The sequence below is a fragment of the Pedococcus sp. 5OH_020 genome (assembly GCF_027812955.1).
Lineage (GTDB): Bacteria > Actinomycetota > Actinomycetes > Actinomycetales > Dermatophilaceae > Pedococcus.
In genome coordinates this window covers 723953-746374 of record NZ_JAPYZV010000001.1, presented here as the reverse complement: position 1 = coordinate 746374, position 22422 = coordinate 723953, and the positions used below count along the sequence as shown (strand labels likewise).

Below are 22422 nucleotides of genomic sequence, written 5' to 3'. Positions count from 1 at the left end.
CGCCAGTGCTGCGTGTCCGCGTGGACGCCCGGTGGTCAGCCGATGAGCTCCGGCTCGTCCACCAGCCTCTTCGGGGAGACAGTCTCGGGTGCAGTGCCCAGCACCGCCGCCTTCACGGCCGCGGCCACGACCTTGGAGACATCCGGGTGGAAGACGCTCGGGATGATGTAGGCGGGGTTGAGCTCGTCGGGGTGCACGACCTCCGAGAGGGCCTTGGCGGCGGCCAGCATGACATCCAGGTCGATCGAGGTGGAAGCCGCGTCGAGCAGTCCGCGGAAGACGCCCGGGAACACCAGCACGTTGTTGATCTGGTTGGCGAAGTCCGAGCGGCCGGTGGCCACGACGGCCGCATACTGGGCTGCGGCGATGGGGTCCACCTCCGGCTCGGGGTTCGCCATCGCGAACACGATGGCGTCGTGGTTCATCGTCGCGATGTCCTCACCGGTGAGGATCCCGGGCGCCGACACCCCGATGAACACGTCCGCCCCGGCGAGGGCCTCGCGCAGCGTGCCGGTCACGCCGTGCTTGTTGGTGTGTGCCGCGGACCACGCCAGCGCTGGGTGGTCGCCGGAGGCGATGTCCTCGCGGCCGCTGTGCAGCACGCCGTACTGGTCGGCCACCACGACGTCCTGCGCTCCCGCCCGGAGCAGGAGCTTGAGTATGGCGGTCCCGGCAGCCCCTGCGCCGCTGAGCACGACCTTCGAGGTGGTGAGCTCCTTGCCGACCACCCGCAGCGCGTTGCGCAGGGCGGCGAGCGTGACGATCGCCGTGCCGTGCTGGTCGTCGTGGAACACCGGGATGTCGAGCTCCTGCCGTAGCCGCGCTTCGATCTCGAAGCAGCGAGGCGCCGAGATGTCCTCGAGGTTGATGCCCGCGAACACGGGGCTGATCGCCTTGACGGTCCGGATGATCTCCTCAGTGTCCTGGGTGTCGAGGCAGATGGGGAACGCGTCGATGTCCGCGAACCGCTTGAACAGGGCTGCCTTGCCCTCCATGACAGGCAGCGCGCCGAGCGGTCCGATGTTGCCGAGGCCGAGGACCGCCGAACCGTCGGTCACCACCGCCACGGTGTTGCGCTTGATGGTCAGACGCCGCGCGTCGGCCGGGTTCTCCGCGATTGCCATGCACACGCGCGCCACGCCGGGCGTATAGATCAGCGAGAGGTCGTCTCGGTTGCGGATCGGCACCTTGGACTCGATCTTGAGCTTGCCTCCGAGGTGCACCAGGAACGTGCGGTCGGACACCTTGCCGATCTCGACGCCGTGGACGCCCCTCATCCGCTCCACGATCTCGTCGGCGTGTCCCGTGTCCCGGGCGGCGGCGGTGACGTCCACCCTCAGCCGGTCCGCCCCGGACGCCGTGACGTCCAGGCCGGTCACCAGGCCACCGCTCTTCTCGATCACCCCCGTCAGCTCGGACACCGCGGTGGCGCGCGCGGGCAGGGTCAGGCGGACGGTGATGGAGTTGGACACGGACGGCAGGGCGGTCATGCCCGCATTCTCGCGGCTACCGTGCGGTAGGCCGAAACCGCATGGCAGTCGCCTGCACCAGGTGCCGCTCGCGGCAGCCGTTCCCGGTGCCGCTCGAGGCAGGCCCTCCGGCCCACTGAGCCGGAACGGGCACGGGGTCAGACCTTCCGGTGCACCGCGGGCCGCTCACGCAGGCTGCGCCAGGTCGACCAGCGCACGCGCAACGCGAGGAGCTCCTGACCCCGTACCGCCAGCCACGCGGAGACCACGGCGAGCGGGAGCTCGACCAGGAGCGCCATCGCGGCGGCGAGCCAGCGGTCGGCGGCGCTCGGTGCGGTGACCACGTCGAACCACGCGTCCGTGACCAGTGCAGCCGCCGTCGCTCCCGCCACGGCCGCCAGCCAGGTGCTGTGCCGGACCGCCGCATAGGCGGTGCAGCCGAGCAGGACCACCAGGCCAACGTCGAACCCGCCCCAGGCAAGGTCGTAGTTCTCCGCGCGAGCCCTCGGCGGCAAGGTGAGGGCGACGTAGGCCGTCCAGGGCACGAGCAGGATGGCGAGCACGCCGAAAAGCCGGCCGACGGTGATGACCCGCGCACCGGTGTCCTGCGGCGTACCCCGCTCAGCCGGCGTCTGCGCCGCCAGGTCGCGCGCTGGCTGAGCCCCCCTGTCGCCCGCCAGGTCGCCTCCCCTGTCGCCGGCCATGTCGCTCCTCACCTGTACGCCATTCGTCCCCATCCCACCATGAGAAGCCGTGTCCGCTCTCCGTGTCGGCTTGCTCTCGGCTCGCCGTGTCGGGTGCGCTCCCCCGGCTCGCTCGCTGGGTCGGCTCCCCGGCCCGCTCGCTGGGTCGGCGGGCGTACGCGCGAACCGCCGCGTCGCTGCGAGGGAACAGTGCTCCGGGAAGCCTCGGAGGCCGGACCGTGTTATGCCTTGCGGACCCTGCGACACCGCGCCCATGGCTCGGTGCGGCCGGCACCTCGGCCAGGCGGGTAGAACGGCACACTTGACCGCGAGCGCGCGGTCGGACGGGATGAGCACAGCCATGGCAACGACGACGCTGACGGCCCAGAACTTCGAGAAGACGATCCTGGAGGGCGGCACGGTCTTCGTCGACTTCTGGGCGGAGTGGTGCGGTCCCTGCAAGAGGTTCGGACCGGTCTTCGAAGCCGCCTCCGAGCAGCACCAGGACATCGTGTTCGGCAAGGTCGACACCGAGGCGGAGCAGGCCCTCGCCGCCGCCGCGAACATCACCTCCATCCCGACCCTCATGGGCTTCCGCGACGGGATCCTCGTCTTCGCCCAGCCCGGTGCGCTGCCGGCGCCGATGCTCTGCGAGGTGATCGAGAAGGTGCAGGCGCTGGACATGGAGGCGGTCCGCGCGGAGGTAGCCGCGCAGCAGTCGGGCGGCTCCGCCGGCTCGGGCACCCTGGCGGGCTCGGAGCACACCCGCTAGGCCACACTGCCTGCATGACATCCTGGTCCGTCCAGGCGATCGGCTGGGTCGGCTCGGGTCTGCTCGTCTTCTCGCTGCTCCAGCAGCGCGTGCTGCGCTTCCGGCTGCTCAACCTCACCGCCAGCAGCACCCTGACCGTCTTCAACGCCCTGCTGCACGTCTGGCCGATGGTCGCCATGAACGTTGTCCTGGTCGGCATCAACCTCTGGTTCATCGCGCGGCTGCTGCGCGAACGGGGTGACGAGAAGGTCTACGAGGTGGTCGCGGTGGGGGCGGACGAGTCCTACCTGCGGCACTTCCTCAAAGTCCAGGCCGGCGACATACGCCGCCACTTCCCCCGGTTCGACGTCCGTGACCTCGGAGCAGGGCGCAGCGCCTACCTCGTCGAGCGCGGCAACGAGACGGTCGGGGTGGTGGTCGTGCGTGACGCGGGTGAGGGGGTCGCCCAGGTGGAGCTCGACTACGTGACCCCGCGGTTCCGGGACTTCGCGCCCGGCGAGTTCGTGTACCGCAGCAGCGGGCTGTTCAGGGGCCGCGGGATCCGCCGCATCCTCACGCCCCCCGGCATGGTGAACCCGTACTACGCGCGGCTGGGCTTCCACGAGGAGGGCGACCACTGGGTCGCGGATCTCACGTAGCCGGTGCAGGGGGCACTGCGCGCGGGACCGCCTGGTGGCGGCGCACCGTGAGGAACAGCCGATGCGCCGTCACGACCACCGCAACCCACGCCAGTCCGAGGGCCCACCCGGCGACCACGTCCGTCAGCCAGTGATGACCCAGGAACACCCGGCTCAGCCCCATGGCCACCACGAACGCCGCTCCCAGGACGACTGTCAGCGTCCTGGCCCAGGCCGTGGCGAGCCGGCGGAGCAGGAGGTAGACCACGACCCCCGTGACCACGGTGGCGTTGAGCGTGTGACCACTGGGGAACGACGGGGAGGACTCGTACGGTGCCACGGCGAGGTCGTGCGGTGGCCGCACCCTTCCCACGAGCGCCTTGCCGGTCGTCGTCATGGCCAGCGACCCGGCGGCGGCGATGACGAGCAGGACCGCGGGCGTCCGGGAGCGCCACAGCGCGGTCATGAGAGCGACGGCGAGCAGGGCGAGGATCGGCATCCCGACCGGTCCCCCCACGTCGGTGAACAGCGTCAGTCCGTGGTCCAGGCCTGGGCTGCGCCAAGCGACAGCCCGGTCGAGCACCGGCTGGTCGAGGCCGGCGACGCCGTCCGACTCGACGACGGACTCGTAGACCTCGGCCGTCGCCGCGGTGAGCGCCACGGCCAGCCCGCCCCCGACCAGCACCGTGAGGAGGAGCACCCAGTGGGCCGCCGTCCATGACCCCAGCCGGACGGCGCGGGCGGCGAGCCACCGGCCGGGTCCGGACCGCCAGTGCGTGAGGTCGCGACCACCGATCTTCTGCTCGGCCGGGGTGTCGTCGGGGAGCCACATGAGCCCATCCTCGCAAGTGCCGAGCCACGCCGCTCGAGCCCGGGAGCCATGCCGGAGTCGACCAGGAGCGAAGGAGCAGGCGTCGGCGTGCCGCGGGCGCCCCGGCACGCAGAGGGCCCGGAAGCAGACGACCACCGGCATGCAGAGGGGCCCGGTGCGTGACCGGGCCCCTCTGCCAGCTGAGGCTGCCCCCAGCGGGGAGCGCGGTGTGAACACATGGTGGAGGTGGCGGGAATCGAACCCGCGTCCACTGACGGAAAACCAGGACTTCTCCGGGTGCAGTGCGCTACGGAGCTTCTCGGCCCCAGTGCTCGCGCGCACACGTCCACTGACAGGCCCAGTTGAGTAAGAGTCCCGCGCAGCCCCCCAACATGACTGCGCAGCAAGTTCTCTAGCTGACGCCAGACACTGAGTCGAGAACTAGCTCAGGCTGACGGACTTCGAGGCTCGCTCAGGCGGCGAGGGCGAAGTCGGTGCGCTTGGAATTGGCACCTATTGTTTTGCCAGGAGCGTTAACGAGATAACCAGGCATCCTCGACCCGCTTCCCCTGGATCACCGACCAATGTCGAAACCGATCACCCCCATGAGGGTGCTCACACACACGCTGTTCAGTTGTGGCTCCAGCCTATCGTCCAACGCCGACGGAACCCGAATCATTTCCCGATCCCGGCCTGGCGCTCTGCTTGGCGCCGGCCCACGAAAGGCATCCCATGACCACCAGCACGCAATGGCACCTCCTCCGTCGTCCTCGGGGGGAGCCAGTGCCAGAGGACTTCCGGCTGGTCGAGGAGGAGCTCGCAGCGCCAGGCGACGGTGAGGTCCTGGTGCGCAACCTGTACCTGTCGGTCGACCCCTACATGCGCGGACGCATGAACGACGCGAAGTCGTACGTGCCGCCCTTCGCCCTCGACGAGCCCATGACGGGTGACGCAGTCGGCGTTGTCGAGGCAGTGGGCGACGGCGCGAGCGACGAGACAGGCACGACGCTGAAGGTCGGCGACACCGTCGTGCACCCGTTCGGCTGGCGGACGCATGCCGTTCTGCCGGGGAGACACGCTCGAGCGGTGGACCCAGCCCTCGCTCCCCCCTCGGCCTTCCTCGGGGTGCTCGGCATGACGGGGCGCACCGCGTACGCAGGGCTGCTGCGCACCGCAGAGCTCCGCGAGGGTGACGCCGTCTTCGTCTCTGCGGCCGCTGGGGCCGTCGGCTCGCTCGTGGGGCAGATCGCCCGGCTCAAGGGCGCCTCGCTCGTCGTCGGCAGCGCCGGAGGCCCGGACAAGGTCCGCTGGGCGATGCAGGAGGCGGGCCTCGACGCCGTGGTCGACTACAAGTCGGTCCCCATCGGTACAGGTCTGCGGCAGGTTGCGCCCGAGGGTATCGACGTCTACTTCGACAACGTCGGCGGCGACCATCTCGAGGCCGCCCTCACAGCTCTTCGTCGCGGTGGCCGGGTGGCGCTGTGCGGGGCCATCTCGGCGTACAACGCCACGCAGCCGCAGCCCGGACCCCGCAACCTCGCGCTGGCGATCGGGAAGCGCCTGACGTTGCGCGGGTTCATCGTCGGGGACCACGCGGACCTCCGCCCGGCCTTCGAGCGCGAGATGGCGGGCTGGCTCGCGGACGGAGCCATCGCGTGGCGGGAGACGACGGTCGACGGGATCGAGTCTGCGGTCGAGGGGTTCCGCCAGCTCCTCGCCGGTGGCAACACGGGAAAGATGGTCATCCGACTCTGACGGCGCCGCGAGGGCCCGGCAGAGCGTCGGGTGGTCCGCATAGCGGTCGCGCTATCTCACTGGCCGAGCACTTACTAGGATCGGCGCGCAACGTGTCCGCACCTGCGCGCCGTCCCCAGGAGGCTCCGTGTTCAGCAAGGTACTGGTCGCCAACCGCGGTGAGATCGCGGTCCGCGCCTTTCGAGCCGCCACCGAGCTGGGGGCCAAGACGGTCGCGGTCTTCCCGTACGAGGACCGCAAGTCCGAGCACGTCCTGAAGGCCGACGAGGCGTACCAGATCGGCCACGCAGGACACCCGGTGCGCGCCTACCTCGACCCTGCGGGCATCGTGCGCACCGCGGTGGAGGCGGGTGCCGACGCCGTCTACCCGGGCTACGGCTTCCTGTCCGAGAACCCCGATCTCGCCGAGGCGTGCACGGCGGCAGGGGTGACCTTCGTGGGGCCCCCCGCCCCGGTGCTCCACCTGACCGGCAACAAGGCCCGCGCCATCGCCGCGGCCAAGCAGGCGGGGCTGCCGACCCTGCGCTCCGCGGCGCCCAGCACCGACCTCGAAGAGCTCGTCGCAGGTGCCGAGGAGATCGGCTTCCCGGTGTTCGCCAAGGCGGTGGCCGGCGGCGGAGGTCGCGGGATGCGGCGGGTGGAGCGCCGTGAGGACCTGCGTGACGCCCTGGAGGCGTGCATGCGGGAGGCCGAGTCGGCGTTCGGCGACCCCACCGTGTTCCTCGAGGAGGCCGTGGTGAGCCCCCGGCACATCGAGGTGCAGATCCTTGCTGATGCAGCGGGCAACGTCATCCACCTCTTCGAACGGGACTGCTCCGTGCAGCGACGCCACCAGAAGGTGGTGGAGATCGCGCCGGCTCCGAACCTGGACCCCGCCCTGCGCGAGCGGATGTGCGCCCATGCGGTGGCCTTCGCCAAGGAGATCGGCTACGTCAACGCTGGGACTGTGGAGTTCCTCCTGGCGCCTGACGGCCGTTATGTGTTCATCGAGATGAACCCACGGATCCAGGTGGAGCACACGGTGACGGAGGAGATCACGGACGTCGACCTGGTGAGCTCCCAGCTGCGCATCGCCAGCGGCGAGACCCTCGTCGACCTCGGCCTCTCCCAGGAGTCCCTGCGGATCCGCGGCGCGGCCCTGCAGTGCCGGATCACCACGGAGGACCCGGCCAACGAGTTCCGCCCGGACACCGGCCGCGTCACGACGTACCGATCGGCCGGCGGAGCCGGGGTGCGGCTGGACGGCGGCACCGTGTTCGTGGGCGCGGAGATCGGCGCGCACTTCGACTCCATGCTGGTGAAGCTGACCTGCCGGGGGCGCGACTTCTCCACAGCGGTCCGACGCGCGCGACGCGCGCTGGCGGAGTTCCGGATCCGTGGCGTCTCCACCAACATCCCGTTCCTGCAGGCCCTGCTGGAGGAGCAGGACTTCCAGGACGGCCGGCTGAGCACCTCGTTCATCGACGAGCGGCCCTACCTGCGTACCGCTCGGATCTCCGCCGACCGTGGCACCAAGCTGCTCACCTACCTCGCGGAGGTGACGGTCAACCAGCCGCACGGACCGGGGCGGACCAGGGTGTCGCCACGCTCGAAGCTGCCGGCCATCGACCGGTCCAGTGCGCCGCCACCCGGCGCGCGCGACCGTCTGCTCAGGATGGGGCCGCAGGCGTTCGCTGAGGCGCTCCGCGCCCAGGAGCCTGTAGCGGTCACCGAGACGACGTTCCGGGATGCCCACCAGTCGCTGCTCGCGACGCGGCTGCGCACCCGTGACCTCATGCATGTCGCGCCGCACGTCGCGCGGCTCACGCCCGAGCTGCTGAGCGTCGAGGCGTGGGGTGGAGCGACGTACGACGTTGCGCTGCGGTTCCTTTCCGAAGACCCCTGGGACCGGCTGAGCCGGCTCCGTGAGGCGATGCCGAACCTCCCCCTGCAGATGCTCCTGCGTGGCCGGAACACGGTCGGGTACACGCCTTACCCGACGGCGGTGACGGACGCGTTCGTCACCGAGGCGGCAGCCACCGGGATCGACATCTTCCGCATCTTCGACGCGCTCAACGACGTCAGCCAGATGCGTCCCGCGATCGACGCTGTGCGGGCCACCGGCACCGCCGTGGCCGAGGTCGCGCTCTGCTACACCGGCGACCTGACCAGCCCCGGCGAGAAGCTCTACACCCTGGACTACTACCTCCGCCTGGCCGAGCAGATCGCCGAGGCCGGCGCCCATGTCATCGCCATCAAGGACATGGCCGGGCTGCTGCGGGCACCCGCCGCCCGGACACTCGTGACCGCTCTGCGCGAGCGGTTCGACCAGCCAGTACACCTGCACACCCACGACACACCGGGCGGGCAGCTGGCGACGCTCCTCGCCGCGATCGAGGCAGGGGTCGACGCGGTGGATGTCGCCAGCGCCGCCATGTCGGGCACCACCAGCCAGCCGCCCATGTCGGCGCTGGTCGCGGCCACGGACGGGACGCCCCGCGCCACCGGCCTCGACCTGCGAGCGGTGTGCGACCTCGAGCCGTACTGGGAGGCAGTGCGTCAGCTGTACTTCCCGTTCGAGTCCGGGCTGCCGTCGCCGACAGGTCGGGTGTACACGCACGAGATTCCTGGTGGTCAGCTGTCGAACCTTCGCCAGCAGGCCATCGCCCTCGGCCTCGGAGACAGGTTCGAGGCGGTGGAGGACACGTATGCGGCGGCCAACCGCATCCTGGGCAACATCGTCAAGGTGACGCCGAGCAGCAAGGTGGTGGGCGACCTGGCCCTCGCGCTGGTGGGCGCCAACGCCGATCCGGACGACTTCGAGGCGGATCCCACCAAGTACGACATCCCCGACTCGGTGATCGGTTTCCTGTCCGGCGAGCTGGGCGACCCGCCGGGGGGCTGGCCGGAGCCGTTCCGTTCCAAGGCGCTCCAGGGCCGCAACCCCAGACCGCCGGTCGGTGAGCTCTCCGGCGAGGACCGCGACGCGCTCCGGGCCGCACCCCGGCCCACGCTGAACCGGCTGCTCTTCCCGGGGCCGACGAAGGACTTCGAGAAGTCCCGGGAGGCGTACTCGGACCTGGCCGTCCTGGGCACCCGCGAGTTCCTGCACGGTATCGAGGTGGGCCACGAGCACGAGATCGACCTCGAGCCCGGCAAGCGCCTTCTGATCGGGCTCCAGTCCGTCTCCGACCCCGACGACCGGGGCCTGCGTACGGTCATGTTCACCATGGGTGGGCAGCTAAGGCCCATCCAGGTCCGTGACGAGCGGGTGGCCGTCGACGTCAAGGCCGCGGAGAAGGCCGACCCTGCCGACAAGAGACAGGTCGCCGCACCGTTCGCGGGGGTGGTGAGCCTGGGCGTCGAGGAGGGGTCGTCGGTCGAGGCCGGAGCCGTCGTCGCGACCATCGAGGCGATGAAGATGGAGGCTGCGATCACCGCCCCCGTCGCTGGGGTCGTCACGCGTCTGGCCATCGGCTCCCAGCAGCAGGTAGAAGGAGGGGACCTCCTGCTCGTGCTCGGTGCCTGACCTGCGCACCGCGGCGTTTGGGGTTACGGTCGAAGAACGCGGTCAAGAAGTGGCCGCCGTGGGAAGTTCCCACGCCCACACCGAGGAGACCGACATGGGACTGTCTGACAAGATGGACAACGCCAAGGACGACATGGCGGGCAAGGCCAAGGAGGCCACCGGCAAGGTGACCGACGACGAAGGCCTCGAGGCCGAGGGCAAGATGGACCAGAGCAAGGCCGATGTGAAGCAGGCGGGCGAGAAGGTGAAGGACGCCTTCGACCACTGAGGATCGACCCTGAGGCGCGACCCTGAGGACCGACACTGCCGATGGAAACGGAACGTCGACCTCTGAGCGCTTCCTGACGACTGCTGCTCTTCCCGACGACTGCTCTCCGCCGACACTGAGGGGCGGGGGGCAGTCGCCTGTACCGGCCTACCAGGAATGAGGCCCTACCAGGAAGCGGTCCTACCAGCTGCCGCCCGAGGAGCCGCCACCCCCACCGCCGGAGAAGCCGCCGCCTCCGGAGAAGCCGGAGGTGCCCGACCCTCCGGGCGTGCTCGTGAAGGTCCCTCCGGCCGTCGTCGCGAAGGACTCCATCCCCGACGCCAGCCCGCCGAACGACCCGAAGTCCCCACCGACGTACCACAGCGGTGGCGTGAGGACGTGGCCTGCGGCCGCCGCCGCCTCGGCGACCTTCTCGAAGGTCGCGGCCCACTGCGACGCCACGCCGAACACGATGGCGTATGGCAGGTATCGGCTGAAGATGTCCTGCGCCTCCTCCCACCGGATCTGCGCCGCCTCTGCCGTGACCAGGTACTGACGGAAGCCCTGCGCCTGGGCCAGGACGGCGCTCCCCTCCGCCGTGCGGGCGGCCATCCGTCGACCCAGGACGAGCACGATGGCGCCGGCGAGCGCCGTCCCCGCGAGCAGCGCCAGGCCCGGTGGGACCGGAGAGGCCGTCACCGAGCCGAGGCGGTTCAGGGGGCCGCCAAGCCAGACACCCAGGAAGACCGGGACAGCGACGAGCGCGCCACCCAGCGCAGTCCACGCGCCTCGCTGAGCCTGTGGCGAGCGGCGGAACCACCCACGCAGGGTCACCTCGTCGTACATGAGGGACTGCACCCGCGAAAGGGTCGGTCTGAAGCGGTTCTTGAGCTCCGACAAGGCGACGGAGGGGCCGGGGGCGAAGACCCCCGCCAGCAGCGCCTGCTCGTACGGCAGCAGCGGGGTGCTCGTGCGGTCGGCGGGAGGGCTGGCCTGGGTGAGCCGCCAGTCCCGGGTCCGCAGGATCCCCGACTGCACCTCCTCGATCGTCAGGTATCCGCGTGCCGCAAGGTCGACCAGGGTGGCGGCCACGTCCACGGTGTTGGCGGTCTCGTCCACCACTGTGCCGACGAGCCCCGGAGTCACCCCGGGCGGCGGGGTGAACTGCACGGCCACCACGGGGCTGCCGGCGCGCACGACCCGCGCCCGCTCCCCCGACCCCGGGCGCAGGCCCGGCGTGAGCCCGGCGTACTGCTCGTCGCGCCCCCTGGTGTAGACGAGGGTGCCCATCAGCGCGGCGGCAAGGAGCGGCAGGGTGATCCCTGTACCCAGGGCCAGCGTGCCGAGCGCCCGGGACCCCTGCGTCGTCACGATCCCACCGTCCTGCGAGACCTGGCCCTCGTGGAGCACCGGCGCGAGTGAGCCGAACGCGCCCACCGGTAGGGAGGCGAGGATGCTCATTCCCTGCCTCGGGAGGACCGCCGGAGCCTCGAAGCGGGCCGTGGTCCCGGCCGTGCCGCTGCACCGGGCGGTCGACCCCTGCTCGCCGTAGAAGCACTGCGCCCGGTCCACAGGTCCAGGTCCGGTCACCGTGGCGCTCACGTCCTGGTACCGGTTCTCGTTGCTGGCGGCCACCAGGTTGTAGTAGAGCTCGGCGTGGTCCTGGAACCCGTTGACGAGGGAGCCGAGGTGGTAGCGCACGACGTACTGCTGGGTCCCCGACACCGTCTGGTCCGGGCGCCCGACGCGGATCCGGACGGACGCGCCGTCGGAGGCGTCGGTGACCGACACGTCGGCCGGTGCCCCCGACGGCGAGCTGGCCGAGACGTGGCTGATCGGGTACTCCCGGTAGGTCTCCTCCTGCCCCTGCCACCCGGTCCTGACCACCACGTAGCGTTCGATGCCGTGCCGTTGCCCGCCGGCCGGGAAGTGCCAGGTGATGTCCTCCGCCACGTCGACCGACCCGTCCCGGTTCACTGTCAGGTCGACGTGGAAGCGGGTGGCCAGGTCGTCGTCGGCGGCCGCCCAAGCGCCGCCGGCGCCCGGCCACAGCAGCGCCAGGGCAGCGAGCAGACCGAGCGCCGCCCCTGCCCCCAGGCGCCGGACCGCGGACCCCCTCATCGGCTAGCGGTTCTTGGTGCTGAGGGCCCGCTGCGCGTCGCGGGTGTCCTGCCGCTCGCGCAGGGCCTCGCGCTTGTCGTACTGCCGCTTGCCCTTGGCGATGGCGATCTCGACCTTGGCCTTGCCGTCCTTGAAGTACAGCTGGAGCGGCACGATGGTGTGCCCGCTGTCGGAGGACTTGCGCAGGATCTTGGCCAGCTCCGTCCGGTGCAGCAGCAGCTTGCGACGACGACGGGGGGTGTGGTTCGTCCAGGTGCCCTGCACGTACTCGGGGATGTGCACGCCCTCGAGCCACAGCTCGTCCCCCCGGAACGTGGCGTACCCGTCGATGAGCGAGGCGCGACCCATCCGCAGCGACTTGACCTCCGTGCCCATCAAGACGATTCCGGCCTCGAAGGTGTCCTCGATGAGGTAGTCGTGGCGCGCCTTGCGGTTGCTCGCCACGACCTTGCGGCCCTGCTCCCTGGCGGCGTCCTTCGCCACTGTCGGTCCCTCCCTCGCTGCGGTCGTGCTTGGCCGACGCGTTCGGCGAGGCAACGCTACCCGGTGGCTGCGGTATGCCGCGGCCTCCTTTCGCGATGGCCGCCGAGAACGCTACAGCCAGCGGCGCGGGTCCTTGGGGATGCCGTCCTCGTAGGTCTCGAAGTGCAGGTGGCATCCCGTGGAACTGCCGGTCGTACCGACGTAGCCGATGACCTGGCCGCGGGAGACCTGGCCGCTGCGCACGGTGTACCGGCTCATGTGGTTGTACGTGGTCACGAGGTCCACTCCCCGCACGATCCCGTGGTCCAGCATGATGCGGTTCCCATACCCGCCGCCCCACCCGGCGGAGATGATCTGGCCCGGCGCCGCGGCCCGGATGGGTGTTCCACAGTCGGCCGCGAAGTCCCGGCCTGCGTGCAGGCGCCAGTAGTGCAGGATCGGGTGGAACCGCATCCCGAACTCGGAGGAGATCCAGCCGTCCGAGGGAGCGGAGAGGAAGTTGTCGGCCCGCGGCGGGGGTGGGACCTTCCGGCCGGCCCTGCGCAGCGCGGCGGCCCGCCGGGCGGCAGCGGCCTTGGCAGCCTTGGCCCGGGCGATGAGGACCTTCTGCAGCCGCGCCTGCTCCTGTCGCGCCTTGGAGAGCTGCCGGTTCTCAGCGGCCTTCTGCGCCTCGAGCGCGCGGGACTGCGCGGCCTGCCGGGCGGCCAGGCTGTCCAGTGCCTGCTTGGCCGACGCGGCCTCGGCCCGGGCCAGGGTCGCCTTCGCCAAGGCGGCCTCCGCAGCCTTCTTGGACGCCTCCACCTGCGCCTGCAAGGCCTTGAGGTGAGCCTCCTGAGCGGTGGCATCCGCCTGCGCGGTGGCGAGCCGGGTCAGCGACTGGTGCTGCACGTCCATGACCGTGTCCGTCAGTGCGATCCGGCTCGCGAAGTCCTCGGGCGACGTCGCGTTCAGCGCGACGGAGAGCTGCCCCATGCCCTGGTCCTGGTAGAGCTGCGAGGCGAAGCGCGCGATGCGGGTCCGGCTGTCCACCACGCTGCGTCTCGTCCCGTCGAGCTGGTCGACGGCTCGGGCCTCGTTGGCCTCGGCGACGGCGAGGGCCACCGCCATGTCGTCGTTGAACGCATCGGCCTGTGCCTGCGCTGACGTGGCGCGGTCGAGGGCCTTCTGCGCCGCGGGGAGCTGAGCCTGGGTCTGACGCAGGGCGACGTACGCCGCCTGCAGGCTGCTGGAGGTGTCCTCCAGCTGGTTCTTGAGCGCGGCGACCTCCCTGTCCACCTGCTTCTTGGCCTTGTCGGGGTCGGTCGCCGCCGGCATGCCGGTGAGCGTGCGCGCGACCGGGGAGGCCGCCTCGCCGGTCATGACGCCGCTCAGGATGCCGGTCGACGCCGGCGACGCCGCGAGGGAGGGGGGCGCCAGGCCGACGCAGCAGGCGGCCGCGAGCCCGAAGATCGTCGCCCGGACGGCGAGGCGCACCGGGCGACGCGGCGAGTTGGCGCTCATAGGCCCCATTGGTAACACAGACAACAGCGCTTGCCTGGGAGGACGCACCGCTGCGACCGGTGGGCCTCGCGGCGTCCTCAGACGCGGAGGTACCGCCACAACGTCACCCAGGAGGTGAGGATCGCTATGGCGAGCATCAGCACGGCGAGGTAGGGGGCGATGAGCCATACGTCGCTGACGCCCACCAGCGCCACGTCCGGAAGCACCTTCGCCACGTACGGCACCACCAGGTACTGCATGGTCGACCACAGCAGGCCCACCGCGGCTCCGACCCCCACGAGCGTCGCCAGCACGATCTCCATGACGAACGGCAGCCTGATGGTGAGGTTCGAGGCGCCGACGAGCTTCATGATGCCGGTCTCACGCCGGCGGGTGAACGCCGCCTGCCGGATGGTGGTGGCCATCAGCAGGACGGCGCACACCAGCATGATGAACGCCAGCACGAGCGAGGCGATGGTGATGCCGTTCATCACGGTGAAGAGCTTGTCGAGCGTCTTCTGCTGGTCCTGCACCCTTCCCACCCCTGGTGCGCCCTCGAAGGCGCTCACCACCACGTCGTACTTCGTGGGGTCGCTCAGCTGCACCCGGTAGCTCTGCGGGATGTCGCCGACCCGGATGTTCCCGGCCAGCGGTGAGTTCCGGAACTGCTCCTGGAACCGGTCGTAGGCCTGCTGCTCGGACTCGTAGTAGACGTTCTTGACCAGTGGCTTCATCTGGTCCAGGCGCTCCTTGAGCGCAGCCAGCTGCTCGTCCGTCACGGCCTTGCCACCGCAGTTCGGCTCTGCCGAGTCCTGGCCGCACATGAAGATGGAGACCTGTATCCGGTCGTACCAGTAGCCTTTGAGCGTGTCCACCTCGCGCTGGGCGAGCAGGCCCAGACCGAGGAGGTACAGCGAGACCGTAGTGACGAGCATGACCGAGACGGCGATCGAGAGGTTCCGGCGCAGGCCGACCCAGATCTCGCTGAGCATGAACTGCAGTCGCATGGGGTGAGGTCTCTTCCGGGTCTGTGGCAGCGGGCTGGGTGTCGGGGGCGCGGTCAGGTGCCGCTGCCGTAGACGCCCTTGTTCTCGTCACGCACGATGTGGCCGTTCCTGAGCTCGACGACCCGCTTGCGCAGCTGGTTGACGATGTCATCGTCGTGGGTGGCCATCACGATCGTGGTCCCGGTGCGGTTGATCCGGTCGAGGAGGCGCACGATGTCGAGGCTGGTCGTCGGGTCCAGGTTTCCGGTCGGCTCGTCACACAGGAGGATCGACGGCTTGTTGACGAACGCGCGGGCGATGGCGACGCGCTGCTGTTCGCCGCCCGACAGCTCGTGGGGAAGCCGCTTCTCCTTTCCCTCCAGCCCCACCATCTCGAGGGTCTCGGGGACCACCTGGCGGATCGCATGCCCGGAGCGGCCCAGCACCTGAAGGGCGAACGCCACGTTCTGGTACACCGTCTTGTTGGGCAGCAGCCGGAAGTCCTGGAACACCGTGCCGATCTCACGCCGCAGCCGGGGGACCTTGCGCTGCGGCAGCCTCGCCACCTCCTGGCCGGCCACCAGCACCGTGCCCTGCGTGATGCCCTCCTCCTTGAGCACCAGGCGCAGCAGCGTCGACTTCCCGGAGCCGGACGCTCCGACCACGAAGACGAACTCCCCACGCTCGACCTCGAGGTTGATGTCGCTGAGCGCCGGACGGGTCGACCGGGCGTAGACCTTGCTGACGTTCTCGAAACGGATCATGCGCGACAGTGCAGCCTTTACGGGGCGGGGACAGGACGGCGTACCTTTCGCGGGCACGGGGGCACACGACGCTGTCGAGGATAGGTTCCCCACTTCGGCATGGCGCGCAGGGGCACCTCCTCGGCGTTGCGCCGGGCGGCTCTAGGCGTTCGCCTTCTCCTGCTCCTTGCGCCATCGGACGCCGGCCTCGATGAAGCCGTCGATGTCGCCGTCGAATACGGCTGACGGGTTCCCCACCTCGTACTCGGTCCTCAGATCCTTGACCATCTGGTACGGCTGTAGGACGTACGAGCGCATCTGGTCGCCCCAGCTCGCCTTCACGTCACCGGCCATCTCCTTCTTTGCCGCCGCCTCCTCCGCCTGGCGCTGGAGGAGAAGGCGGGACTGGAGGACGCGCAGGGCCGCGGCCCGGTTCTGGATCTGGCTCTTCTCGTTCTGCATGGACACCACGATCCCGGTCGGCAGGTGCGTCATGCGTACTGCCGAGTCTGTCGTGTTGACGCTCTGGCCCCCGGGCCCGCTGGAGCGGAACACGTCGACCTTGATCTCGTTCTCCGGGATCTCGATGTGGTCGGTCTGCTCGATGAGCGGGATGACCTCGACCGCCGCGAAGCTGGTCTGACGGCGGCCCTGGTTGTCGAAGGGGCTGATCCGCACCAGGCGGTGGGTCCCCGCCTCCACCGAGAGGTTGCCGAAGGCGTAGGGGACGTTGACCTCGAACGTCGCCGACTTCAGCCCGGCCTCCTCGGCGTACGACGTGTCCATCACCTGCGTGGGGTAACCATGGCGCTCGGCCCAGCGCAGGTACATCCGCATCAGCATCTCGGCGAAGTCGGCGGCGTCCACGCCACCGGCTCCGGAGCGGATCGTCACCACTGCGGCCCGCTCGTCGTACTCGCCCGACAACAGAGTCCGAACCTCCAGCTCGCCGACCGCCTTCTGCAGGGCGGCGAGCTCCTTCTCCGCCTCTGCCATGGTCTCGGCGTCCCCGCCGTCCTCCGTGCCCATCTCGACCAGGGTCTCGAGGTCGTTGATCCTGGAGTCCATGCCGGTGACGCGCTCGTACTCCGCGTTGGCGCGGGACAGCGCCGACGTCACGGCCTGGGCAGCCTCGGGGTCGTCCCACAGGTTGGGGGCCGCGGCCCTGGACTCGAGATCGGCGATCTGGGCCTGCAGCGCGGTGAGGTTCGTCACCTCGCGCACCGAGTCCATCGTCGCGCGAAGGTTCTTGATCTCCTGGGGAAAGTCGACGGCCACGAGGGTCAACTCTATGGCACCCGGCGGTGACACAGATCTGGGGCACCGTGCCCCGGACCGCGGTCAGCGGCCGTGCAGCAGGATGTCGCGGGTGAGCTCGAGCTGCCCCAGATGCTGCGCCAGCTCCTCGTACACGTGGAGGAGGACCGCCCCCTGGGTAGCCGTGAAGAAGTCCGGCTCGGTGCCGGCCGGCGACCTGGGTGCCATCGCAGGCGCTGCGAACGGGTCGACATCGGCCACCCACTCCCCCAGCGAGCGTCGCATGGCGTCGGTGTCACGGGCCAGCGCGAGCACCGGTCCTCGCGCGGTGAACTCCGCTTCCCGGTCGCGCGGCACGACCCTGCCCAGGTTCACCGTCGAGGCCCAGTAGCCACAGACCCCCAGGCAGTGGGTCAGGATGGCGAACGGGCTGTTCGCCCCCGACAACGGCGGACGCGTGTTCGCCAGGTCGTCGCCGAGCCCCACCACGATGTCCCGCATCGCGGACAAGGCCCCGTCGCAGAACCGCAGGTACGTCTGCTTCTCGATCATCTCCCACCTCTCGCTCCGGGTCGGCGGCTGGGAAGGGCCGGACACCGCGCCGTCCCCTCGCTTCTGTCAGGGCTGACCGGTCTCCAGGAGGCGACGGAACGCCGCCTCGTCGAGGATCGGCCGACCCAGCTCACGCGCCTTGTCCTCCTTGGAGCCGGCGTTCTCGCCCACCACCACGTAGTCGGTGTTCTTCGAGACCGATCCGGAGGCCTTGCCGCCCCGCGCCAGGATGGCCTCCCTGGCCTCGTCCCGGGAGAACCCCTCGAGAGAACCGGTCACCACGACGGTGAGGCCTTCGAGCGTCTGCTCCACCGACTCGTCCCGCTGGTCCTTCATCCGTACGCCGTCAGCAGCCCACTGGTCGACGATCTGCAGGTGCCACTCGTGACCCGGCGCGTCGAACCACTCACGGACGGACTCGGCGATCACGCGACCCACACCTTCCACTGCGGCCAGCTCCTCCACCGATGCGCGGCGGATCGCCTCCATGGAACCGAAGTGCTGGGCCAGAGCGCGGGCGGCCGTCGGACCGACATGCCTGATGGACAGCGCCACGAGGACGCGCCAGAGCGGCTGGAGCTTCGCCTGCTGGAGGTTCTGGACCAGGCGTCGCCCGTTGGCCGACAGGACCCGACCACCGATCACCTGCTCGGGGGGGTCGGTTCGCCGCGCAGCCCGCGTGAACAGCGGGACCGAGGCGATCTCCTTCTCTCCCAAACCGAAAAGGCCGCCCTCGTCCTGGATCACCCCGGACTCGAGCAGCGCGACGGACCCCTCCCAGCCCAGCGCCTCGATGTCGAACGCGCCTCGACCGGCCAGCCCGGACAGGCGCTCGCGCAGCTGCGACGGGCAGGACCGCGCGTTGGGGCAGCGGATGTCCTTGTCGCCTTCCTTCTGCGGGGCGAGCATGGTGCCGCAGGCCGGGCAGTGGGTGGGCATCACGAACTCCCGCTCAGTCCCGTCGCGCAGCTCGACCACCGGCCCGAGGATCTCCGGGATCACGTCCCCGGCCTTGCGCAGGACCACCGTGTCACCGATGAGCACTCCCTTGCGCTTCACCTCGTGGGCGTTGTGCAGGGTGGCCATCTCGACCGTCGAGCCGGCGACGACGACCGGCTCCATCACGCCGAAAGGCGTGACCCGACCGGTGCGCCCCACGTTGACCTGGATGTCGAGGAGCCTGGTGTTCACCTCCTCCGGCGGGTACTTGTACGCGATCGCCCAGCGCGGCGCCCGCGACGTGGCACCCAGCTGCCGCTGCACGGCCACCTCGTCGACCTTGACGACGATGCCGTCCAGCTCGTGCTCGACGCTGTGCCGGTGCTCGCCGAAGTAGCGGACGAACTCCTGCACCTCCTCGACCGTGTCCAGGACCTTGGAGTGGGTGGAGATGGGCAGCCCCCACTCCCGCAGGCGGTCGTACGCCTCTGACTGGCGGGTCAGCTCGAGCCCGCGCCGGAAACCGATGCCGTGGACGAGCATGTGCAGCGGTCGGCTGGCGCTGACCCTGGGGTCCTTCTGCCTCAGCGAGCCCGCGGCGGAGTTCCGCGGGTTCGCGAACGGCGGCTTACCGGCCTCGACCAGGGAGGCGTTCAGCTCGGCGAAGCCCTCGAGCGGGAAGAAGACCTCGCCCCTGATCTCGACCTGTTCCGGGTGTCCGGACCCTGCCAGCTGGTGCGGCACCCCGCGGATGGTCTTCACGTTGTTGGTGACGTCCTCGCCGGTGCGGCCGTCACCCCGGGTGAGGGCCCGGACCAGCCGGCCCCGCTCGTAGAGGAGGTTGACCGCGAGGCCGTCGATCTTCAGCTCGCAGAGGTAGTGGTAGGCCGAGGTGCCCGCGTCGCGGGTGACCCGGGCCGCCCACGCTGCCAGCTCCTGAGGCGAGAAGCAGTTGTCCAGGCTCAGCATCCGCTCGAGATGGTCGACCGCCTGGAAGTCTGTCGAGAAGACCGCGCCACCTACCTGCTGCGTCGGACTGTCCGGCGTGCGGAGCTCCGGGAACTGCTCCTCGAGCTCGCTGAGGCGCCGGATGAGCGCGTCGTACTCGCCGTCGCTGATCGTGGGCGCGTCCTTGACGTGGTAGGCGAACTGCGCCGCCGACGCCTGTTCGGCCAGGTCCGTCCACTCGTGACGGGCCTGGTCGGGAACGGGGCTGGAGAGGATCTCGCTCACGCGGTCATCCTGCCGCACGGTACGGACAGACCCGCGTCGCGGGGACACCACGGCCGAAGCGCGGCAGGCACCCGGTGGCAACCGCGCAGAGGACTGTCGGCCAAGGGCATGGCGAAAGGCCGACCGCCCAGGCAGGATGGCACTGGCGGGCTCGGCGTCGAACCCCGCCACGGGGATCCTGGCTGCGTTCGGCAGAACCCCCTCTGGCCGACCCGGACGACGCGCCATCCAGACCTTCCCGACGACGAGGAGCCCCTGATGACGAACCTGGCCACCAACCTGGTCGAGACCGCGCGACGCAGCCCCGAGTCTCCGGCGATCAAGTTCCGCGGTTCGGACCTCAGCTACGGCCAGCTCCACGCCTTGGCGGCCAGGGTGGCCGGAGACCTGCGCGCCTCCGGGGTCGAGCCGGGTGACCGGGTGGCGATCATCCTGCCAAACGTCCCGGCCTTCCCGGTCGTCTTCTTCGGTTCGCTGCTCGCCGGGGCGATCGTCGTCCCGATGAACCCTTTGCTGAAGGCGGGCGAGATCGACTTCTTCTTCTCCAACTCCGGCGCCAAGGTGGCGTTCGTCTGGCCGGACTTCGTCGAGGAGGCCACCAAGGGCGCCCTCAACGCGGGCACGCACATCATCCCGTGCGGTCCGTTGGGTCCCCAGGACGGTGCCCTGGGGACCGGCGCGCCGCTCACCGAGCCCGAGGAACGTGACGACGACGACACCGCCATCGTGCTCTACACCTCCGGCACGACCGGGCGGCCGAAGGGTGCGGAACTGACGCATCGGAACGTCCACCTCAACGCCCACCGCAGCTCTGTGGAGATCCAGCAGACCACCGCCGACGACGTCGTGATGGGGTGCCTGCCGCTGTTCCACGTCTTCGGTCTCGTCGTCGGTCTGAACGCCGCCGTGATCGCCGGGGCCTCCCTGGCGCTGATCCCCAGGTTCGACCCAGCGGAGGCGATCAAGGTCATCGCCGACGAGAAGGTGACCATCATGATGGGCGTGCCCACGATGTATGCCGCCATCCTCAACCACCCCGCCTCGGACTCCCTGGACGCGACGTCGCTGCGCACCTGCTGCTCGGGCGGCTCCGCGATGCCGCTGGAGGTGATGAAGGCGTTCGAGGAGAAGTTCGGGTGCATCATCCTCGAGGGGTACGGACTGTCGGAGACCTCGCCGGTGGCCTCCTTCAACATGCCGGACCGCGAGCGCAAGCCTGGCACCATCGGCGTGCCCATCCCGGGCTGCGAGATGAAGGTCGTCGACCTCGACGGCAACGAAGTCAGGCCGCGCGAGGTGGGCGAGATCGCGATCCGGGGGGACAACGTCATGAAGGGGTACTGGCAGAACCCCGAGGCGACGGCCGAGGCGATCCCCGACGGCTGGTTCCGCACCGGCGACCTCGCGACGGTCGACGAGGACGGGTACTTCACCATCGTGGACCGCAAGAAGGACATGATCCTGCGGGGCGGGATGAACGTGTACCCTCGGGAGGTGGAGGAGGTCCTGTACTCCCACCCCGACGTCCTGGAGGCGGCGGTGGTGTCGGTGCCCGACGACCTGCTCGGTGAGGACGTCGGCGCAGCCGTCGCACTGCGACCCGGGGCCACGGCGACGCTGCAGGACGTGCAGGCCTACGTCAAGGAACGCATCGCGGCCTACAAGTACCCACGCCACATCTGGGCCGTGGAGGAGCTGCCGAAGGGCCCGACGGGCAAGATCCTTCGTCGCGAGGTGCACAAGCCCGTCGAGGGCTGAGTCACCGCCGGCTGCTGCGTCCTCTGGTGTCCCCGTTGCGCCGTCGGGGCGGCAGACCGATCACGACAGCGGACACGAGCACGACCAGTGCGCCGACGAGCTGAGGCCAGGCGAGGTGCTCCGCGAGCACGGCCACGCCCAGCACGACCGAGACGACGGGGATGAGATACGTGACAGTCGTGCTCACCGTCGCGCCGGCAGCCCGGACAACGTCGAACTGGAGCATGTATGCCAGCCCGGTGCCGACCACGCCGAGCACCAGGATGGACAACAGCGGGATCAGTCCGCCGGCACCGTCCGGGGCGGGATGCCCGCTCCACGGTGCCGCGTACGCGTCGCGGTGCAGGACCCACCACCCGAGCAGCACCGGCACCATCAGGGCTGACCCGACGAGCAGCAGCGCCGTCGGCATGGACAGCCCGCCGAGGTCGGCCCCGGCGAGGAACCGCCGGTTGTAGGTCCAGCCCAGGCCGTAGCAGGCCCCTGCCACCAGCGTCATGCCGAAGCCCAGAAGGTCCGGGCGCCCGACGGACTCCCACGGCTGCATGATGACCACCACACCTGCGAAGCCGATGAGCACGGCCGCCAGCTTGCGGGGCGACAGCCGGTCGCTCGGCAGCAGTACCAGGGCGAAGAAGACCGCCGCCAGCGGTGTCGTGGCGTTGCCGATACCGGCGAGTGCCGAGGAGACCCGCTCCTCCCCCAGGGCGAACAGGCTGAACGGCAGTGCGGTCAGGAACACACCGGAGACCGCGAGGTGTCCCCAGACCCGCCGCTGCGTGGGGAGCCTTCCACCGGTGAGACCGAGCAGGGCCAGCAGCGTCACCGTCCCGGCGAAGATCCGGAGAGCGGAGATCTGGAGTGGGGCCATGGTCCGCAGGCCGACCTTCATCAGCAGGAAGCTGGAGCCCCAGATGAGCGCGAGCAGGAGGTACTTCACCTGCCATGGGACGCGCGGGGTCGCGCGCTGGTCGGCGGACAGGGGCTGGGTGGTGGTGCTGCTCATGCG

The 22422-nt window shown here is 70.1% G+C and carries 18 protein-coding genes and 1 other RNA gene; 6 read left to right on the top strand and 13 right to left on the bottom strand.

Annotated features, from left to right (window positions below; translation table 11 throughout):
* Positions 1-35: 35 nt before the first annotated feature.
* Both PHA84_RS03285 and PHA84_RS03280 read right to left on the bottom strand, forming a co-directional pair.
* Positions 36-1490, bottom strand: coding sequence for an NAD-dependent malic enzyme (locus tag PHA84_RS03285; RefSeq protein ID WP_270886653.1), 1455 nt, complete (start codon positions 1488-1490; stop codon positions 36-38).
* Between the two features lie 137 nt (positions 1491-1627).
* Entirely contained in the window at positions 1628-2173 is a 546-nt protein-coding gene (locus PHA84_RS03280) for a hypothetical protein (protein WP_270886652.1), read from the bottom strand.
* A gap of 340 nt (positions 2174-2513) precedes the next feature.
* On the opposite strand from PHA84_RS03280, the gene trxA reads away from it, so the two are divergent.
* Together trxA and PHA84_RS03270 are read left to right on the top strand one after the other, a co-directional pair.
* Entirely contained in the window at positions 2514-2924 is a 411-nt protein-coding gene (gene trxA, locus PHA84_RS03275; RefSeq protein ID WP_270886651.1) for a thioredoxin, read from the top strand.
* A gap of 14 nt (positions 2925-2938) precedes the next feature.
* On the top strand, positions 2939-3562 hold the full coding sequence (locus PHA84_RS03270; RefSeq protein WP_270886650.1) for a hypothetical protein: 624 nt from the start codon (positions 2939-2941) through the stop codon (positions 3560-3562).
* On the opposite strand, the gene PHA84_RS03265 is transcribed toward PHA84_RS03270, so the two are convergent.
* Entirely contained in the window at positions 3555-4373 is an 819-nt protein-coding gene (locus PHA84_RS03265) for a phosphatase PAP2 family protein (protein ID WP_270886649.1), read from the bottom strand. The two genes, PHA84_RS03270 and PHA84_RS03265, sit on opposite strands and share 8 nt — an antisense overlap.
* Positions 4374-4590: 217 nt before the next feature.
* Positions 4591-4957: a transfer-messenger RNA gene (gene ssrA, locus PHA84_RS03260) on the bottom strand.
* Positions 4958-5084: 127 nt separating this feature from the next.
* Between ssrA and PHA84_RS03255 the strand changes: the two genes are divergently transcribed.
* From PHA84_RS03255 to PHA84_RS03245, 3 genes are all read left to right on the top strand, one after another.
* Positions 5085-6107, top strand: a complete 1023-nt coding sequence (locus tag PHA84_RS03255; RefSeq protein ID WP_270886648.1) for an NADP-dependent oxidoreductase — start codon at positions 5085-5087, stop codon at positions 6105-6107.
* A gap of 127 nt (positions 6108-6234) precedes the next feature.
* Complete coding sequence (locus PHA84_RS03250) at positions 6235-9615, top strand: pyruvate carboxylase (RefSeq protein ID WP_270886647.1); 3381 nt, start codon at positions 6235-6237, stop codon at positions 9613-9615.
* Positions 9616-9709: 94 nt separating this feature from the next.
* Positions 9710-9883: a CsbD family protein gene (locus tag PHA84_RS03245; RefSeq protein ID WP_270886646.1), complete on the top strand. Its 174-nt coding sequence runs from the start codon at positions 9710-9712 to the stop codon at positions 9881-9883.
* 180 nt (positions 9884-10063) lie between these two features.
* Here the strand turns inward: PHA84_RS03245 and PHA84_RS03240 are convergent, their stop codons facing one another.
* The 8 genes from PHA84_RS03240 to ligA all read right to left on the bottom strand — a co-directional run bounded on the left by PHA84_RS03240 (position 10064) and on the right by ligA (position 19655).
* Positions 10064-11983, bottom strand: coding sequence for a DUF2207 domain-containing protein (locus tag PHA84_RS03240; RefSeq protein ID WP_270886645.1), 1920 nt, complete (start codon positions 11981-11983; stop codon positions 10064-10066).
* A gap of 3 nt (positions 11984-11986) precedes the next feature.
* Positions 11987-12466 (bottom strand): SsrA-binding protein SmpB, encoded by a 480-nt coding sequence (gene smpB, locus PHA84_RS03235; protein ID WP_270886644.1) that lies wholly within the window; start codon positions 12464-12466, stop codon positions 11987-11989.
* Between the two features lie 111 nt (positions 12467-12577).
* Positions 12578-13966 (bottom strand): M23 family metallopeptidase, encoded by a 1389-nt coding sequence (locus PHA84_RS03230; RefSeq protein WP_270886643.1) that lies wholly within the window; start codon positions 13964-13966, stop codon positions 12578-12580.
* Between the two features lie 77 nt (positions 13967-14043).
* Positions 14044-14952, bottom strand: coding sequence for a permease-like cell division protein FtsX (gene ftsX / locus PHA84_RS03225; RefSeq protein ID WP_270886642.1), 909 nt, complete (start codon positions 14950-14952; stop codon positions 14044-14046).
* A 53-nt stretch (positions 14953-15005) separates the two neighbouring features.
* Entirely contained in the window at positions 15006-15695 is a 690-nt protein-coding gene (ftsE, locus tag PHA84_RS03220) for a cell division ATP-binding protein FtsE (RefSeq protein WP_270886641.1), read from the bottom strand.
* A gap of 141 nt (positions 15696-15836) precedes the next feature.
* Positions 15837-16952 (bottom strand): peptide chain release factor 2, encoded by a 1116-nt coding sequence (gene prfB / locus PHA84_RS03215; protein ID WP_270886640.1) that lies wholly within the window; start codon positions 16950-16952, stop codon positions 15837-15839.
* A 63-nt stretch (positions 16953-17015) separates the two neighbouring features.
* Positions 17016-17483 carry a mycothiol transferase gene (locus tag PHA84_RS03210; RefSeq protein WP_270886639.1) on the bottom strand — a complete coding sequence of 156 codons (468 nt, stop codon included), beginning with the start codon at positions 17481-17483 and terminating at the stop codon, positions 17016-17018.
* Positions 17484-17549: 66 nt separating this feature from the next.
* A complete protein-coding gene (gene ligA / locus PHA84_RS03205; RefSeq protein ID WP_270886638.1) occupies positions 17550-19655 on the bottom strand; it encodes an NAD-dependent DNA ligase LigA in 2106 nt (701 codons plus the stop codon).
* Between the two features lie 258 nt (positions 19656-19913).
* On the opposite strand from ligA, the gene PHA84_RS03200 reads away from it, so the two are divergent.
* Positions 19914-21413 (top strand): long-chain-fatty-acid--CoA ligase, encoded by a 1500-nt coding sequence (locus PHA84_RS03200; protein WP_270886637.1) that lies wholly within the window; start codon positions 19914-19916, stop codon positions 21411-21413.
* A gap of 1 nt (position 21414) precedes the next feature.
* Here the strand turns inward: PHA84_RS03200 and PHA84_RS03195 are convergent, their stop codons facing one another.
* The gene (locus PHA84_RS03195) at positions 21415-22419 is read right to left on the bottom strand and encodes a DMT family transporter (protein WP_270886636.1); all 1005 of its coding nucleotides are present in this window, start codon (positions 22417-22419) and stop codon (positions 21415-21417) included.
* Between the last annotated feature and the right edge of the window lie 3 nt (positions 22420-22422).